At 55.8% G+C, this 18,200-nt stretch carries 11 protein-coding genes; all 11 read right to left on the bottom strand.

The annotated features are described in order from the left end of the window. Positions 1–4: 4 nt before the first annotated feature. The 11 genes from NYE48_RS08650 to NYE48_RS08600 all read right to left on the bottom strand — a co-directional run bounded on the left by NYE48_RS08650 (position 5) and on the right by NYE48_RS08600 (position 18,036). Positions 5–901 carry a carbohydrate ABC transporter permease gene (locus NYE48_RS08650; protein WP_036713845.1) on the bottom strand — a complete coding sequence of 299 codons (897 nt, stop codon included), beginning with the start codon at positions 899–901 and terminating at the stop codon, positions 5–7. 1 nt (position 902) lies between these two features. Further along, positions 903–3,506 (bottom strand): DUF5696 domain-containing protein, encoded by a 2,604-nt coding sequence (locus tag NYE48_RS08645; RefSeq protein WP_340998066.1) that lies wholly within the window; start codon positions 3,504–3,506, stop codon positions 903–905. Positions 3,507–3,518: 12 nt separating this feature from the next. Beyond that, positions 3,519–5,576 (bottom strand): YIP1 family protein, encoded by a 2,058-nt coding sequence (locus NYE48_RS08640; RefSeq protein ID WP_340998065.1) that lies wholly within the window; start codon positions 5,574–5,576, stop codon positions 3,519–3,521. 16 nt (positions 5,577–5,592) lie between these two features. After that, entirely contained in the window at positions 5,593–6,465 is an 873-nt protein-coding gene (locus tag NYE48_RS08635) for a carbohydrate ABC transporter permease (RefSeq protein WP_340998064.1), read from the bottom strand. Between the two features lie 3 nt (positions 6,466–6,468). Further along, a complete protein-coding gene (locus NYE48_RS08630) occupies positions 6,469–7,377 on the bottom strand; it encodes a carbohydrate ABC transporter permease (RefSeq protein ID WP_341000615.1) in 909 nt (302 codons plus the stop codon). Positions 7,378–7,445: 68 nt separating this feature from the next. Beyond that, the gene (locus tag NYE48_RS08625) at positions 7,446–10,412 is read right to left on the bottom strand and encodes an extracellular solute-binding protein (protein ID WP_340998062.1); all 2,967 of its coding nucleotides are present in this window, start codon (positions 10,410–10,412) and stop codon (positions 7,446–7,448) included. A 90-nt stretch (positions 10,413–10,502) separates the two neighbouring features. Further along, positions 10,503–11,915 (bottom strand): ABC transporter substrate-binding protein, encoded by a 1,413-nt coding sequence (locus NYE48_RS08620; RefSeq protein WP_246537001.1) that lies wholly within the window; start codon positions 11,913–11,915, stop codon positions 10,503–10,505. Positions 11,916–12,399: 484 nt separating this feature from the next. Then, entirely contained in the window at positions 12,400–13,539 is a 1,140-nt protein-coding gene (locus NYE48_RS08615) for a GntR family transcriptional regulator (protein WP_340998060.1), read from the bottom strand. 261 nt (positions 13,540–13,800) lie between these two features. Beyond that, positions 13,801–15,615, bottom strand: a complete 1,815-nt coding sequence (locus tag NYE48_RS08610; protein WP_340998058.1) for a S9 family peptidase — start codon at positions 15,613–15,615, stop codon at positions 13,801–13,803. A 204-nt stretch (positions 15,616–15,819) separates the two neighbouring features. After that, a complete protein-coding gene (locus tag NYE48_RS08605; protein WP_340998057.1) occupies positions 15,820–16,782 on the bottom strand; it encodes an L-threonine 3-dehydrogenase in 963 nt (320 codons plus the stop codon). A gap of 63 nt (positions 16,783–16,845) precedes the next feature. Continuing rightward, positions 16,846–18,036, bottom strand: a complete 1,191-nt coding sequence (locus NYE48_RS08600; protein WP_340998055.1) for a glycine C-acetyltransferase — start codon at positions 18,034–18,036, stop codon at positions 16,846–16,848. Positions 18,037–18,200: the final 164 nt, after the last annotated feature.

The raw sequence follows: 18,200 nt of genomic DNA, 5'->3' as shown, positions 1-18,200 counted from the left end.
CCTATCAGTCATAGTAGAATACCTTTCGGGAAATGATGGCCGTCGAAATGCCCAGGATCGCCGTCACGACCGCGAAATACACCCAGGACATCGCTGCGCTTTGGCCAAATTCGAACGATTTGAACGCCGTTTCGGAAATGAGGGAATTGATCGAATTCCGGCTGAAAGAATCGATGATCGAATACACCGTGTTCGTCAGGATGAGCGGCGTCATCATCGGAAACGTCACCTTCCAGAAAATTTCGTAGCCCGTCGCCCCTTCGATCCGCGACGCCTCGTACAAGGCCGGCGAAATCGACTGCAGCCCGGCAAGAAAAATCAGGATTTGCACCCCGGACGAGCTGATGATTTCGTATATGCGGTCCACCGCCCCCGTAATGTAATCGACGAACACCGGCGCAAGCCCGGATTCGGTCAGCATTTTTTTGAGCTCGAAGCTTTGCAGCATCCCGCCTCCGCTTTCGCCGCTGCTTCCGGACAGGGTCGAACCCCCGACAAAGCTGCTGATATCCAGGTTGGCGATCGCCGCGGAAGCCAAAATGACCGGCAGGAAAAATATCGCGCGCGCAAGCGCCCTCCCCCGGAACTTCTGGTTGAGCAGCACCGCGGCGAACAGGCTGAAAATGATGATGATCGGCACGTTGACGACCATGTTGACGACCGATTCGGTCAGTTTGCGCGGATAATCCGGGTTGGTCGTAAACAGGCTGCCGTAGTTGGACCATCCTTTGTAATCGACGGCAAAGCCTCCTTCAACGAGCCGAATGGTGCTGAGGCTGAACCGGAAGGACTGGATCAGCGGCAGCAGGAACAGGATGACGAGCCCCAAAATAAGCGGCGTGACGAACAGCAGGCCGTACAGCTGCTTTTTCTGGGACAAGGTTAACGATTTTCTGAACATGTTATTCACCGCCTACGTGATAGCTCTGCGGCTGAAGCTGCAGGCCGTCCACGGCCACCGCCGCCCGATTGTAATTGATGGTTACGGTTAGGCCGTTTGCGTACGTCGTTCTGACGACGCCCGGAGCCAGGGTGCTGTGGGCCGTAATGACCTGATTCCGCACTTTCGCAAGCACCCGGTTCGACTCCTTGTACAATTCCGCCGCCTCGCCGATCCAATCCTTGTAGTTCAGCGCGTACAAGTGGTTATAGTCCGTATCCTTTACCTTGGACGCGTCGCTTGCGAACCATTGGTAATAGACGGCCGAGCCGGTTTCCAGCGACTTCAGCATGGACAGGCGCGGATTTTGCAGCCCGCCCATGTTGTATGGGGCTCCGGCAATATCGAAATAGCCGTGGAGCGCGATCTGGAAAAAAGGAATCTCTTCGTCGGTAATGTTAAGCCTGCTGCTGCGCTCCGGCGCATCGACGATCACGTCGGCATACGGCAGGCTGTAGGCGTTGCCGCCTTCAACCATCAGCGAGCCCGTCTTATTTTTGAGAAGCTCCATGGCTTGCACCGATGCTTTGAGCGAATCCTGCCTGCTCACGGGATGCGCAGGGTCGAAATCGGAATGGACCTCGCGGCCCAAATCCCGCAGCGACAGCCCGGGAACGCCCAGCTTGGCATAATCGGCCAAAAATCCGTCCGCCTGCTTGGGCAGCCGATGCGGCGACAGAAGATAGTGCGAAAATTTGCTCGTATCCTTCGCATGCGTCACCGGATTATAAGCGAATACCTCCGCTTTGCTGCGGTCGAGGAGCGTAGCCGCGCCTTTACCGCCTTTGTATTTTTCCACGAACGCGGCGTCCGGGTAAAACCGGAATCCGTTTTGCTTCATATAATCCGAGAGCTTCAGCAATCCCTTTTTGCCGCCCAAAGCCCCGGTCACCTCAACGTCGTCCGGCGAACCATGGCGAATGCCGCCGTTGAACCAGCCCACGAACCGCAGGTCGATGTTCTGGACCCCGGCAGCCTTCAGCTCGCCGACGATCGTTTGCGCTTCCTCAAAAGTCGTTAACGTTTCGGTCGACCGGTAAGGAATGCCGAGCATCGATTTCTGTTTGCGGAACGCGCCTTCAAGCTCGAGCACGAACGGGCTGCCGGACGAAGCCTGCAGCGGCTTCAAGCCGTATTTGCCTTCCAAGTATGTGCGGTAAGCCGCGGCCATTCCTGTATAATCGGCGTCATCGCCGGACAAAAACGCATACCGGACTTGCAGGTTCCCCTCATATTTGCCTGTTTGGAACATCGGCACCGCGCTCGTTTTCGTGCCGGACGACAGCGTGTAATAGTCCATCGCGGTGACCTGGAATTTGGCCCCGACCGTATTGTAGGAATCGTTGCGCCCGCTGATGTCGGCCGCAACGCTGGCTCCCGCTTCCCCGTCCTCGATGATGCCGACGAGCGCATGGTCGTTTTGCTTTAATCCGAACACCGGCAGGCGGGACGCCTCGTTCGTCTGAATTTTCTCCTTCACGTCGAATGCCCCGTCATTCCCGTAGATCGGCAGGTCATACCCTTCGGCATGAAGCTTTTGATTGTTAAGATGGATGAGTGCGCCGGAGCCGTCGGGCACAAAAATATATCCTTGTTTTCCGGTATCCGCCGCGCCGAAAAATTTCAACAGCTGAAGCGAGGCGATCGGAAACGACTTGTTGGCCTTCAGCTCCTTTGCCGGAACCGATACGACCAGGCTGTCCCCGTCAAGCGCATAAACGACCGGGACGGCAAATTCCGGCTCTTCGGATGCCGCCTCGCCGCCCGCTCCGTTGGCCTGGTTGTCGGCAGCGGCATCCTCCGCCGTATAGCCTGCCGCCTCCAATACGGCGGACACTTCCTCGGCTACGTAATCCTGCAGCTTCCGCACTTCGTATACCTGCTTTTTTTCGTCGAAGCGGAATTTGTATTTGATGTCGTCCCGCTGGTCCGGATCCTGGATGTTGGCGAGGATGTCCTGCTCGAAACGCTCTTTGCCGATCACCTTCGGAATGTTCGGGAAGGATTGCTTCACGTTCCCGATCCGGTAGTCCACCCGGATTCCGTTTTCGACCTGCGTCAGCTTGAACTGCTGTTTGGCCACGCTGTCGTCGAAGCTGTTGAAGGCATTGACCTGGCCTTTGTCGTTGTAATACGTAAGCAGCACCTGTGCGGACAGCTCGGATTTGTACAGCGGAGACGCTTTCGGGTCTTCGTTTCGCCCGGGCGGATTGGAAAACCATACGTATCCGTTGTCCTTCTCCTGCACGGCGATTTCCGCCGTCTCCCGGTTGACGAACAGTTTCAGCCGCTCATTTTCCGCCGCAACCTCCATCGTTTCCAGCGCTGCAAGCTCTTGCGGCGTGTTTGGAGCGGCCTGCGCATGGCGCGAGAGCGCCGGCATGGCGCTGTGACCGGCCGGATCCGTTTGCGGCGCTGCGGATTTCGCAGCCGCCGTTTCGGAGGTTTGAGCTCCGGAAGCTTCCGCCTCTTTGCGCGGCGGCACGCTGTCCGCGGCGCCCCAAACCGCCGCCGTCAGGAGCAAAACGCACAGGAAGCCTGCCGCTTGTTTTTTGCGAATGCCCACGTTTCATCCCTCCTACAGCCTGAATGTAATTTCCCTATAGATGGAGCTTGCGAAATTGATCATTTGCTGAAGCATGCTGAAGAAAAGCACGCCGAGGAAAATGATGATCCCCATCATGACCAAGGTCAGCAGCATCGTGACGACCGTTTTCCCTGCCGAATATTGGTGCACGGTCATCGTTCCCGTAAACAGCAGCCAAATGAACCAAATCATCGCGATCGTATCCAGCAAATAATAAAACGAGCTCTCATCCGCCGTAATGACGTTGCTGTACAGCACCTGAGGAAAATAGATGAGCACCAGCGGCAGCAGGGAATACGCCGTCGCGGTCATGATTTCGGTAAATTTTCCTTCCCCGTCCATCAGCGTCGTCAGCGACCAGTTGGCGATGCACCAAAGGAGGAACGGAAGCAGGATGAATTTGAGTTCGTTCAGCGTGCTCAATTGATCCGGATCGTTAAAGTTAATGACAAAGCCGCCGAGCTGGCGTTTGACGATCATCGCCACGACAAGCAGCGCCACGATGGCGAACGCCACGCTGAGCCTTCCCTTCCGTTCGTATTTCATTTCCCAGAACCCGTTAAACGGATGAAGCAGCGTGTAGAAGGGGTTCCGGATAATGCCGAATTCCCGATAGAACTGCCCCTTGGCCTTGCGCCCGGCCAGCTTGACGGCCGCGGCTACGACGGCGATCGCCGCTGCGATGACCAGCACGATCGTGCCGAAATGCTCGAACACGACCTCCTTGCGGTAACGCTTGAAAGCTTCGGAATAATACTCGCGGCCGTTGCCGAGCTTGAAGTAGCTCATGGCTTCGCGGTTGTCGCCCTGCTTCAGCAGCGATTTGCCGATGCCGATATAAGCGACGTCGAAATTCGCGTTGAGCTGGAGCACCCGTCTCCAGGCCGCGGTGGACGCATCCGTCCGCCCTTCGCTCAAGGCCACGACCGCGCTGCGGATCAGGCTGCCGTAGGTGGTCGGAGCAAATACCGACAACCGGTTGTTGTCCTTATCGAGCACGGCCATCCGGTCGCCGAGCAGATCGATCGCCACCGGCGTCCGGAAATTGCTTTGCTGGCTGCCGAGGCCGCCGAATTCATACAGCAGGTTGCCGTCCTTGTCGTAGGTGAACACCCGGCCCCGCTTCGCATCCAGCGCGCTGTACATCCCGGCCCGGTCCGGCGTCACGTCGACGAAAATCGAACTGCCGGTGACGCTTCCCCCTTCGAGGTTGCCGACGTCCCCTTTCGGCGGAAAATATCCTTTGCTGCGCAAAATGTCCGTGCCGGAGGGATTCAGCCGCTTGAGCGGCTGGTCGGAATTTTCCTCGGAGGTCGAGGTATAGATGAATCCGTTCTCGTCCACGTCCAAGTTGTTGAATTCGATCGGGATAAACTGCTGCATCTGCTCGCGCTGCGCTTTCGTGGATATCCGTTTCCAGAACAAATCCACCGGGCTGAATTTGACGCGATTGGTGCCGATAAAGCCGCTAAACGTGCCGTCCGACTCGAATTCCATGATGCCTTCGTAGCTGCCTTGGCTGATCACGTACAGCCGCCCGGCCTGATCCACGGCAAGCTTGGTCGGCGTATACTGGAACCCCTGCCGGAGAAGCGTCGACTTCGGTTCCCCTATGATTCTTTTCGCTTTACCGCTTGCGTCAAACTCGACGATGCGGCGGTTATCCGTATCGGCAACGTAAACGTTCCCGTCCGGGTCGACAAAAACGCCCTGCGGCTGGTTCAAGCCGTCTTTTTTGCCCTCATGCGCGAATTCGCCAATGACTCCCGCAAGCTGCAAATCCCGATCCAAAATGACGATCCGATTGTTGCCGGTATCGGCGATGTACAGCTTGCCTCCGGGACCGGCGTACAGATCCTGGGGCGCGGACAACGGGCCCGCGCTCCATTCGTTTCCGTATATCACCCGCTCCAAGGCGTAGGGATCGGGGGCCGGGACCGGCGTTCCCCAATACGAGTAGTTGTAAGCATCGTTGGCCGACGCCGGGGCCGCCTCGGTGCCGGAGGCCAAGAGCAGCGCGATCATGAATGCAGCGAACCATCTCTTCATCTGTTAGCCCCCTCCGTTATTCCTTCAAGCCCGACGTGGACATCGTTTGAATGATGCTGCTCTGGGTGACGATAAACACCGTAATCGGCACGAGCATCATCAGCAGCGTCACGGCCGCGACCGGTCCCGTCCGGACCAGGCCGCCGCTTGCGATTTGCCCGAACACGTAATCCACCGTCTTCAGCTGCTCGCTGTAAATAAATTTGTGGCTCGTGACGGAGCCGTTGGTCCACAGGCTTTGCAGCGAAAAAATGATGAGCGTCAGCCATGCGGGCCGCACAATCGGCATGACGATTTGCCAGTAAATCCGGTATTCGCTCGCTCCGTCGATCTTCCCCGCTTCAAGCAGCGCGTCCGGAATCTGCTCCATGAATTGCTTCATTAAATACAGCCCGAGCGTCATCCCGAAAGCCGGAAGCAATATCGCCCAATACGTATTGATCATGCCGAGGTACGAAATGATCATATAGTTCGGCACCTGGGTGACGTAGGCGGTAAACATCAGCGACAGCACCACGATGCTGAAAAGCAGCTTTCGGCCCGGGAAACGGATTTTCGCCAGCGGATACGCCGCCGCCGAAGCCAAAATGACATGGCCGACCGTACCCGCGATCGCGATAAAAAACGTATTAAATACGTACCTGGAAAACGGCACCCAGGAGTCGCTGAAGATCCCTACCAGATCCGTAAAGTTTTTGAAGGTCGGATTGCGCACGAACAGCTTGGGCGGAAACGTAAAAATTTCGTCGATCGGCTTAAACGCGTTGCTGATCGTAAAGACGAGCGGAAGCGCCATAAAACACGCCACGCCTCCCAGCAGCAAAAACAGCAAAATGTCGACGCCCCAGGACCTGTTCAATCGTTTCGGCATTTTCAAAACCAATTTCACGCTTTACTCACCCACTTTTCCTAGAAGCTTCTGGGTTACGAGATTCACGGTCAGCATGATCGTGAACAACACGGTCGCGATGGCCGAAGCGTACCCCATTTCGAACCTGATCGTGCCGTAGTCGACCAAATGGGTGACGATCGTATGCGCGGCATAATCCACGCTCGGAAAGCCGAGCAGATAGATCGATATTTCCGCGACCGAAAACGCAGAAGCGATCTGAATGACCGCGCCGAACATCAGCTGCGGGCGCATCGCCGGAAGGGTGATGAACCACAGCTCCTGCCAGCGGTTGCGGATCCCGTCGATGCTGCCTGCTTCGTACATCGTCCGGTCGACGTTTTGCAGTCCGGCGATAAACGCCAGGAAGGACGTCCCCAAACTGAGCCAGAGCTGAACCAGAATGAGGATCGTCAGCACGTACCGCGTATCCTGCAGCCACTGGATCGGCTCCATGATGAAACCCCATTTCATCAAAAACGAGTTGGCATACCCGTAGGAATCGCCCGCAAACAGCAGCGTCCAGATCAAATAGGTATTGCCCGAGATGGAAGGGGCGTACAACACCAGCGTAAGCACCGCCCGCAGCTTGGGCGGCAGCTCGTTGATCAGCCAGGCGAAAATGAAGCAGGCCATGTAGCTGATCGGTCCGGTAATCGCCGCGAACAGCAGCGTGTTTTTCAAGGCGATCAGGAAGATGTCGTCCTGGACGAACAATCTCGCGTAATTTTGCCAGCCGATCCACCGGGGCTGCTCCAGCAAATTAAAGTTCGTGAAGCTTAAAGCGCAGGACAGCAGTACCGGAATGACGGTGAACGTGCAAAAAATAAGGAAATAAGGCGCCATCAGCACATAAGCGTGCTTGTTTTTTTTCATTTCCGTCCATACCCGGACGGCCTTGCTCCGGAGCATGCGCCCCGGCTTGCCGCGTCCCGGCGCGTTCGCTCCCGCCATGACGGGACGTTTGGCGATTTGCTGTTTCATGGAAGGTCCCTCGTTTCTTGGGTAGGGAGATTAAATTCCTTGCGTTTGAGCGTAATTTCCTCGTTCATCGCCCTGACGTAGTTATCCATCGTCTCGCGCGGATCCTCGCCCTGCACGACGACGCGGCGGAACGCATTGTCGATGTTGCGGCCGGTCAAATAACCGCCGGGCACTTCCGGAATGCCTTTGACCCACTGCATCTGATCCTGCAGCTTGCGCAAATCCTGCGTCGGCCACGGGAGCTGGGCCAGGGCTTCCTTGTTCGCCGTCGGATAACGGGCCGAAGCCCCCATGCGGATTTCCATTTGGCGTCCGTAGGCGATCTGCGTTTCTTTGCTGGTCCACCATTTCATGAATTGCCAGGCGGCGTCCTTATTGCGGGCCCCTTTGAACATGACCGTCGCCGACCCGCTGCTGCCGACCTCGCGGTGGAGCTTGCCGTCCGTCCCGGGCGTTCCCGGCACCGGCGCGAAGGACCACAGCCCTTTGATTTCCGGCGCAAACACGCTCAGCTTGTTGTACATCGTGTAGTCCACGATCCCGATCGGCATTTCCCCGGTGCGGAACCGGTTGGCGAAATCGACCGAAATCGGAAGTTTATAATTGACGTAAAAATCCGTCCATTGCTTGAACTCCTGGATTCCCGTCTCGGAATCGAGGTCGACGGCCATGCCGCCGTCCTTGTAAAACCGCCCCTGGTTCTGGAACAGGAACATCGCAAAAGCGGGGTTCGGCGCCATCGTGGCGATATTGGCGTTCGACACATAGTTGCCGAAGGAATCGAGCGGCTTCTGCGGCAGTCCGAACTGCAGGTTATGCTTTTGCAGCACGGGCAGCATTTCGTATACGTCGTCCCACGTCTGCGGCACCTTCAAATGCAGCTCGTCCTCGATAATGTCCTTGCGGTAAAAAAGCATCGGGAACGTTTGCTGCTCCGGCAGCGCGTAATAGGAACCGTTATATTCGTACGGAACGAGAGCGCTCGCATGAAATCTGTCCTTGATTTCGCCGAAGTCCGGAAAAGCCGACAAATCCTGCAGCGCGCTGCGGCTGGCATAGTTGACGGGAAGATCGTTCCCGATCTGCAGGGCGATGTCCGGCCCTTTGCCCGCGACGGTCGAAGGAAGGATCACGTCCGACGCCACCAGCTTCAGGTTCACCTGAATCCCCGTCTGCGGCGTGAATTGATCCTCGACGAGGCGTTTGATGACCTGTGCCTGGTCCCGGGCCGAGGTCACCCATACGGAAACGCTGTTTTTGCCGTCGGCATCGCTTGAAATGTCGTCATAATCTTCGTAAAACGAAGCAAAAAAAGCGTCGACTCCCGTGACAAGCTTCTTCCAGGCCCCGGCCTGGGCCTCCGGCAGCTTGCTTCCCGGCGAGCTTACGATCAGGTAATCGAGCGCGAGCGGCTGCTCGTTGACCGTCAGCATCCAGGAGCTGAGCGCCCCGACGTTCGTTTTGAACGTTTCGACGCGGGACGGCACGGTTTCCGGCTTATCGGCCATGTCTTTCAGCTGGTAAGCGACCGTGTGGATGATCGAGGTCCGCTCGTCGCTTTGCCCGGACGGCCCTTCGATGGCTTTGGCGATTGCCTCGAGCTGCTCGCTGGATTCGCGGAATACTTTCGTCATCTCCGGAATGCGCTGCTCCAGGTTGTAATCGCGGAACGTATCGGGAACGGTGCCGGTGTAGCTGATGATTTTCCGGTACATCGCGTTGAGTTCCAAAATGTTCGATTCCACGGAACGCAGGATCGGAGCGATGTCCCCGAGGGTCACCTCCATCCGGATCCGGTGTTTTCCTTGCGTCAGATGGAACAGATAGGGTTCGCCCCCGCCGGGGCCGACCATTTTCGTTTGCCAGGCGCTGCCGTACGGGAAAGCGACGTTTTGCATCTCCTTGAACGGCAGCCGGCCGTCTATGTAAATCGAACGAAGCACGGAAAGGCCCCGCAGATAGTTTTGCCGATGTTTAATCGCGATCTGGTACAATCCGTCCTGCGGCACGTCGATTTCCCATTCCATCCATTGCCCCGGCAGCCGCCAGCCGTAACCTCCCATGGCGTTGTTGCGCAGCTTCGAAACATGGAACGGCTCCACGGCCGGATTGGACCTATCGTTGTACGGAAGCAGGCTCGGCGAAGATTTGTACGCCGCCTTTTCCGCCTGCACTTTCATGAAAACGCCCGATGCCGGCTGAATCCCTTGCCGCTCGTATTCGGACGCGACCTCATCGTACGCCTTCGGGCCGGCAGGCGCCAAAAGCGTCATTTGACGGATCACCATCGGTTCTTTGATCGAAGTCAGCGACAAGCTGTGCTTGCCTGCGGAAAAATAAAACATAAACGGTTCTTCATAAGAGCCGGCGCTATCCTTTAAAGTGATTTCCTGCCACACATGCTCTTCGACTTGCCCCGGCGTCAGGTCGTTGCCGGATGCATCCCGGTCGAATTCCTGTTTTTCGTTTTTCCAAACCCGGTTGAACACCAGGCTTTTGGCTTCCGAAAACGGCACGGCTCCGTCGATGGCCAGCTCCCGCTCGATATCGGAGTCTTTGCCCGGCTCCGTGAACATTTTCAGGCGTATGTTGTAGAGCCCCGCCTGCTTCACATCGAACTGCCAAGTTACGGTGCCGGCATCCGCCGTACGGATGGACTTGCCCGGTTCGCCTTCATAGTCCTGCAGGACGGACACCTGCATGCCTTCGGCCTTGCTGAATGCATCTGCTTCAATGACGACGTCTTCGGCGGAAGGCTCCTCATGTTGATGCTTGGACAAATATGCTTCGTATCCGCCCGCTTTCACGGATGGCTTGATGCCGCTCAAGTCCAGCCTTTCCGGCGTTTGCGCGGCCGAAGCCGAAACATCGCGGGAAAGCGGCCCTTGCGCGGCGGCGATCATGCTTGCGGAGATCGCTGCGGCAAGCAGGACGGATGCTGCCTTCATTATCGGTCTGTGCATGGGCTCCCCCTTTCTCTTGAGCAATGCCCCCATTTTCTTCATCCAAAGGAAACAGAGGCATGCGTTATAGAGCTGTTATCTGCCGCGCGGTTATTTGCTGTCCTGAAGCAGCTTGTTGATGTTGGCTTCGAACTGCGGTTTCACCTTGTCGACGGCGGTAGAAGGAGAGATTTTGCCTGCGGTGATATCTTTGACGACGCTTTCGAACAGCGTTCCGCCGTCCGGAATGGCGTAGTAGGAAATGTAATCGATGCTGTCCGCCATTTGTTTGCGCGTATCCAGCGATTCCTTGTTCGGGTAGGAGCTTTCCCAAGATTGCTGCGCAAGCTTTCTGCCCGCATCGTGCAGGCTGATTTCATCCATGATTTTTGCGGCCACGTCGGCATGCTTGGAATATTTCGCGACCATGAACATGTTGCCGAACGGCGTATAAGAAACGTATTTATCCGATTTTGGCCCTTTCGGGAAAAAGACGTATCCCAGCTCCTGGTTTTTCATGTTGTCGAGAAGCCCGCCAAGCTCCCAGCTGAAGCCGCCGTACATGACGCCTTTGCCGGCGACGAATTCCTTGCTTGCGTCTTCCGGAACGGGCTGCATGATGGATTTGTCCTTGTTGTACAGGTCGGCGACGAATTGAAGCGCTTCGATCGCGTTTTCGCTGTTCAGGGAGAATTTGATGTTGCCTTCGGCATCCTTATCGACGGAGCCTTTGTTGGAGTACACCATTTGCTCCGTGAAATAATTCGTTTTGCCGTAAGCGCCGGCGATGCCGAAAATATCCGTTTTGCCGTCGCCGTTTGTGTCTTTCGTCGCTTTCTTGGCGAAGTCGCGGAACTTTTCCCATGTCCATTCGCCTTTTTGCTGGAGTTCGTACGGATCTTCGAGACCGAGTTTTTTCACGAGCGTTTTGTTGTAAAACAGGCCGTACGGCGAAGGAGAGGAATCGGTCATGCCGTACTGCTTGCCTTTATAGCTGCCGCCTTTTTTCATCCAGTCGATGTACTTCGGATCGTTCAAATCCAGCTTGTCGTCGATCGGTTGGATGAAATCCTTGTTGGCGAGCGTCGGGAAAGCCCAGAACAGCTCCAGCAGCACGATGTCGGCAAAAGGCTCGCCCGAAAGGGAGGTCGTGGTGAAGTTTTCGACGTATTTGTTGTAGTCGCCGAATTTGACGAATTCGATTTTGGTGTTGTATTTCTTTTCCACTTCTTCGATGAGCTTGATTTGCTCTTCATCCGCAGGGCTTTTTTCCTTCAGCAATCTTGGATCGGCATCGTCGTACCATACGCCGATTTTGATCGTGTCCCCGCCAAGATCGATTTTTTGCTCTTCCGCCGCGGCCGGCTGGTCTTTGTCGGGCTCTTTGGCCGTCTCCTGCGCAGGCTCCTGCTGCGCGGCTTTATTGCTCTCGTTGGAACCGCTTGCACTGTTGCCGCCGCCCGAGCATCCTGCAATCACGAATACGAACAGCAGCACTGCAAGCAGCATGGAAAGTCCTTTCATCTTCTTCACGCGTTCATCCCCCATTTTTTCCGTTTCGGATTAGAATTGTTGAATCGCCAATACAGAAAAGACCGATGAAACTTCAAAGCAATAAAACCGGATCACCCCTTTGCACGCTTGCGGAACCCGCAAAAAGAATGCGCTTACATGAATTGCACAAAAAAATAAGCGATATGCAAAGCGATTCTGAAGCCTTGGAAGTCAGAACGAACTGCGTCATATATCATATTAGATATATCTTTTATACCGCTTACACGAGTTATTATAATCGGGTACCTAGATTTTGTAAATAGTGAATATATCTTATATTCTATTTTTATAATATTAATTATACTCAAAGCCGAATAGGCCAATAAAAACTAGGATCGGAGAATGACAAACGGGAACGTCATGAACCCGATATCGCCCCCAAAAAAACGGACCCCGGAAATCGTTCCGGGGCCCGCTGGTTAAGACGGTATTGGCAAAAATTCCGCCGCGAAGTTCAGGTTTGTTGCTGTTCGGAAACACGGGTTGCGATCGCGGAGGTGGACGCCCTTTCGATCAGCCGCACCGGCACGAGCGCCCGCTCGCCGGGCCTGCCCCGGTCTTCGATCCGCGAGGCGATCAGCTCGGCCGCTTTGCGGCCGATTTCGCTGTAGTCCTGGGCGACGGTGGTCAGCGGCACTTCGACCAGGCTCGAAATCATATGGTTATCGAATCCGGCGATGGACAGCTGCCCCGGCACGTCAATGCCTAGCCCGATGGCGCTGCGCAGCAGCTCGACCGCCAAATGGTCATGTTCGGCCTGAATCGCCGTCACCCCGAGCTCCATCGCCTTGGCGACGAGTTTCGGGTAGAAGGCATTCGGGTCCTTGTCGGCTTCGCGGTAAAAGTCGGTGATCACAAGTTCGGGATCGATCGGCAGCCCGTGATCCCGCAGCGCTTTGCAGTAGCCTTGGTACCGGTCGCGGACCGTGCTGCGGAAATCGATGCTGATGCTGGATATGAACGCGATTCGTTCATGCCCCAGCTCTAGCAGATGTTTTGCGGTCATGTAGCCGCCTTTGACGTTGTCCGAGACGACGCTCGTCACCGGCAGGCTGTCGGCGTACTGATCGATCATCACGAGCGGATAGTCGTTCCAATACAGCATGTTCAGCAAATCGATGTTGCTGCTTGTGCTCATCGGATACAGGATGATGCCCGCCGAGCCGTTTTTCGGAATCCGGAGCAGAAATTCGCGCTCGCGTTCGCTGCTCCAGTTGCTGTTGTGGATGCTCAAATAATAACCTTTCGAATCCAGGTAATCCGTTGCGCCTTTAATGAAATCAAGCTCGCTTGTCGCCATGTAGGGCAAAACCATGGAAATGATCGGAGCGGCCGTGGACGCAGCGCCGCCTTCGAACGCGTGTTTCGGCTCCTGCTTCTTGACGTAGCTCCCGCTGCCGCGCTTGCGGTAGATCAGGCCTTCGCGTTCCAGCTCGATCAGGGCTCGTTTGGACGTGATCCGGCTGACGCCGGACTGCTCGGCCAGCTCCACTTCGGTCGGAAGCTGCTCTTCTTCTTTGTAATGACCGGTGAGGATCTTTTCCTTCAAGTCTTCCATGATGATCATGTATAGCGGTTTTTGGCTTGACTGCATCCCACTCACTTCCAGTCTGTCCTTTTATTCACATACTAATGCCTCGATTGATTATATCAAATTAAGGTTTGTATATGCAAACTATATACCTAATATGATACATCCAGTATGTAAGCCAAAACATAAGCGTTCATCTTTCTATGTTCTTTCTCCGGTTTATAGAAGGGCGGCCCCAGCCCAACTTGCCGGCTGCAGGCCGCTCCCCGCCTCTGAATGATGGAATCTGCGTTACATAGGAACTTTAAAACGGGAGACTCCCGTTTACGGCTTAAGAACGGCCGCTTGGCAGCGGTCCAAAAACTCGACCATCCGCGCATAAGCGACTTTTTCGTTCGCCTTTTTCGTTATGCCATGGCCTTCATCCTCAAAGACGATATATTCGACGTCGCGCCCTTTCGCCCGCAGCGCCTCCACGATTTGGTCCGATTCGGCCTTGACCACGCGCGGATCGTTTGCGCCTTGGATGATGAGCATCGGGTTGACCATTTGGTCGGGATACGTAATCGGCGAATCCTTGACGAAACGTTCGCGGTCGCGCTCCGGATCGCCAAGCCACTGCTCCATGACCGGTTTCCAATGGTCCGGCACCGAACCGTAAAACGAAAACAGGTTGCTGACGCCGAAAATGTCGATGGCCGCCTTGAAATATTCCGGATTCCGCCCGGCCAGCAGCAGCGTCATGTAGCCGCCGTAGCTGCCCCCGACCACGAACAGGCGATCCGGGCTCGAAATGCCCTGCTCGAACAGCCAATCCATTCCGGCCAGGCAATCCTTCCGCGGCCCTTCGCCCCAATCCTGCTCCACCAGCTTCGTAAACGAGCTGCCGTAACCGGTGCTGCCGCGGAAATTCGGGCAAAAAATGTTGTATCCCCCGGCCAGGATATATTGGAACATCGCGCGGAATTGCTTGCGTTCCGCCGCCTGCGGCCCGCCGTGCGGCCAAAAGACGGTGCAGCCGTTGGCGGCTTCCGCTTTGGCCCGGAACAGGAGCGCTTCGATCTCCATGCCGTCAAAGGATGCATAGGTCACCACTTCCGGCGCGACAAGATCTTCCTCCGTCAGCCCGGTCAGTACGTTTTTGGTGAGCATCGTCCACCCGCTTCCGTCGTAGCGGTAAATGTTCAACGGCTTCACCGCGCCTCGTCCCAGGATATACAGGTTGCCCGAAGCCGCGACAAACATCTGCTCGAGAATATCGGCCGGAAGCGGGATCGGCGTCAGTTCCCCGCTGTCCAAGGCGTATGCGTAGAGGCGGTCTTCGACGCCTTTTTCCGTCACGATATAGACGGTTTGCGTTTCCTTATGCAAGCGCAGGGCGCCGATCGATTCCCGGTCGATCCCGCACAGCCGTTTGAAAGCCCCCTCCTTGATGCTGAAATGCGCCATGTATGTAAAATCCGAATCGTAATCCGTCGCGAACACGACGTTGTCGTTATCCAGAAACTGCACGTTGCCCGACATGTGGGACCGCTCCGGAGACGGAGTAAGGCAGACCTCTTGGCCGTTTTCGAGCAAAAGATAACTTACGTAGTGGGTATTGGCGTACATTTTGGTGTAGGCAAAGGTCTTTTCGTCCGGACTGACGGCGCTGATCATGGTCACCGTGTCTTTGCCTTCCAGCAGCAGCCTGTCCTGCTTCGATTCCAGATCGTAAACGCGGGAGTTAAGGAAATTCGGATTGTCTTTGGAGGTCGTGTAATAAACGCGGTTGCCGTCTTCGGACAGATGCACGAATTCATGTTTTTCGTCCGGCGATGCGTTTTCGAACAGCGGGAGCGGCTCGCCGCCGTTCCAGCGAAGGGCGTGCAGCTGGTAGTTTTCGTTCCCGTCCCGGTCGAAGGCCGTAAGCAGATGTCTGCCCTGCGGGTCCGGCTTCACGAAATTGCACATCTGATCGTTGTACGTGAGCGGATACGGGTACTGCGTATCCCCGTTTAAATCCATCGCCCACAAATTGAATTTGCCGTTCAGCGTGCTGCTGAAAACCAGCCGCTTTTCATCTTTGCTTATGCCGAAGGAACGAATGAGATAGGTTTGAAAAAACTGCTCTACGTCAGGCCTCGGAAATTGGATCATGATTATGCAACTCCTTCTCCCTGAAAATGGACCTCCGGTCAAACCGGGGCTTGCTTCATATTATAGTCGATCCATGGACCGGATGACCACTTCGGGCATGCCTCGCGAATTCCGCTTTTGCCCGCAAAAAAAAAACGGCTGCCTGCGTTTGCCCCCGATCGGGCAAGGCAGGCAGCTCGCTTCAGCTGCTGAAGGTTAAAATATTCAGGCGTTCCGGGCCATCCGCTCTTTGGCGCCGAGCTGGCTCAGCATATCCGTCGTCATCGCATCCAGGTCGTATCGCGCCTGGAAGCCCCATTCTTCCGCGGCGGCGGAAGCATCGATGCAGTCCGGCCAGCTCTCGGCGATGGCCTGTCTTTTCGGATCGACGTCGTATTCCAGCACGAAGGAAGGCAGCACCTTGCGGATCGAAGCGGCGATCGCTTCCGGGTCGACGCTCATCGCCGTCACGTTAAAGGCGTTGCGGTGCTTCAGCTTCGAACCGTCCGCTTCCATCAGCTGCACGATCGCATCAAGCGCGTCCGGCATGTACATCATGTCCATGAAGGTGCCTTTGTCGATAAACGATGCATAACGCCCTTTGCTCACGGCAGCGTAATAAATCTCGACCGCGTAATCGGTCGTGCCTCCGCCGGGAGGGGTCACGTAAGAGATGAGCCCGGGAAACCGCAGCCCCCTCGTGTCGAGTCCGTATTTATGAAAATAGTAGTCGCAGAGCAGCTCGCCCGATACCTTGTTCACGCCGTACATCGTCGTCGGGCGCTGGATCGTGTCCTGCGGCGTATGGCTTTTCGGCGTCGACGGGCCGAAGGCCCCGATGGAGCTTGGCGTGAAAAACTGGCAGCCGAGCTCCCTGGCCGTTTCCAGCGCGTTGACCAGCCCGCCCATGTTCAGGTTCCAGGCGAGCAGCGGTTTTTCCTCCGCCGTTGCGGAGAGAAGCGCCGCCAAATGAATGACCGTGTCCACCCGATGGCGCTTGGCGAGCTCGAACATCGCTTTACCGTCGGTTACGTCCAGCGTTTCGAAAGGGCCGGATCGCGTCACCTCATGACCGGACATTCGGATATCGGTCGCAACGACCTGATCGGCGCCGTACAGTTGTCTCAGTTTCGCGACCAGTTCGGATCCGATCTGGCCGAGCGCTCCCGTCACCAATATTTTTTTCATCGTTATTCCTCCCCTGTTGGCTTCCCGGCAACCGGACTTGCAGCATCCCGCAATCGATCCCGCTTAAATAATCCCCAGCTCTTTGCCTACGCGCTCGTAGACGGCAAGAACCTGATCCAGCATTTCCTTGCTGTGGGCAGCCGTCGGCATGTTGCGGATCCGTCCGGTTCCTTTCGGCACCGTCGGGAACACGATCGCTTTGGCGTATACGCCTTCCTCATACAAACGTTTGCTGAATGCCTGGGTTTTGACTTCGTCCCCGATAATGCACGGCGTAATGGGCGTCTCGCTGTTTCCGATGTCGAAGCCGATTCTTTTCAGCCCGTCTTTCAAGTAATTCCCGTTGTCCCACAGCTTCTCGATCAGCGTCTTGTCATTCATCAAAATGTCGACCGAAGCGATGCAGGCGGCCACGGGCGCTGGCGGCAAAGCTGTCGAAAACAGGAACGGGCGGCTTCTCAGCTTCAGCCATTCGATCAGCTTTTTCGAGCCGGCCACGTAACCGCCGACGACGCCGATCGCTTTGGAAAGGGTGCCGATTTGGAAATCGATCCGGTCCGACAAGCCGAAATGCTTCACCGTCCCGGCTCCCCCGCCCAGCACGCCGGATCCGTGGGCATCGTCCACGTACGTGATCAGATCGAACTCTTCGGCGATTTGCACGATTTCGGGCAGCTTCGCGATGTCGCCGTCCATGGAAAACACGCCGTCGGTGATCACCATGATTTTGTTGTACAAACCGGATTCCTTGGCGGCTTTCGCCTGCGCTCTCAGGTCTTCCATGTCCGAGTGCTTGAACCGGATGATTTTCGCCTTCGACAAACGGCAGCCGTCGATGATGGAGGCATGGTTCAGCTCATCCGAGAGGATCGCGTCGTTTTTGTCCATGACCGCGGATATGGCCGCCATGTTGCAATTGAAGCCGGACTGGTAGGCGATGACCGCTTCCGTATGTTTGAATTCGGCCAGCTTGCGTTCCAGCTCCAGATGAAGATCCAACGTGCCGTTGATCGTCCGGACCGCCCCCGCGCCTGCGCCGTAGGTTTTTGCGGCTTCTATGGAAGCGTTTACCAATCGTTCGTCCGTAGCGAGCCCCAAATAGTTGTTGGAGGACAGGTTGATCAGCGATTTCCCTCCGATCAGGATGGTCGGTCCGTTGGGTCCTTGAAGCGGGTCAATGACGTTGTACAAGCCTTTGCTTTTTAAATCCTCGATGTTTTCCGTTAAAAACCGGTCCAGCGAATGACTCGGCATGCGAATCCCTCCTAAATATACATGTGTCCGCAATCAGAGGACATCAATATTGTTAAAAACCCTTTATATACAAGTGATTATGTATATTCAATGTAGCACCTTTTTTAAGTTTTGTACATCCACCAAGGACATTATTTGCAAAATATTTTTTGCATGCCGCATGT

It is taken from the genome of Paenibacillus sp. FSL M7-1455, from assembly GCF_038004655.1.
GTDB classification, from domain to species: Bacteria; Bacillota; Bacilli; order Paenibacillales; family Paenibacillaceae; genus Paenibacillus_AQ; species Paenibacillus_AQ cookii.
This window is presented reverse-complemented; position numbering and strand designations above follow the sequence as displayed.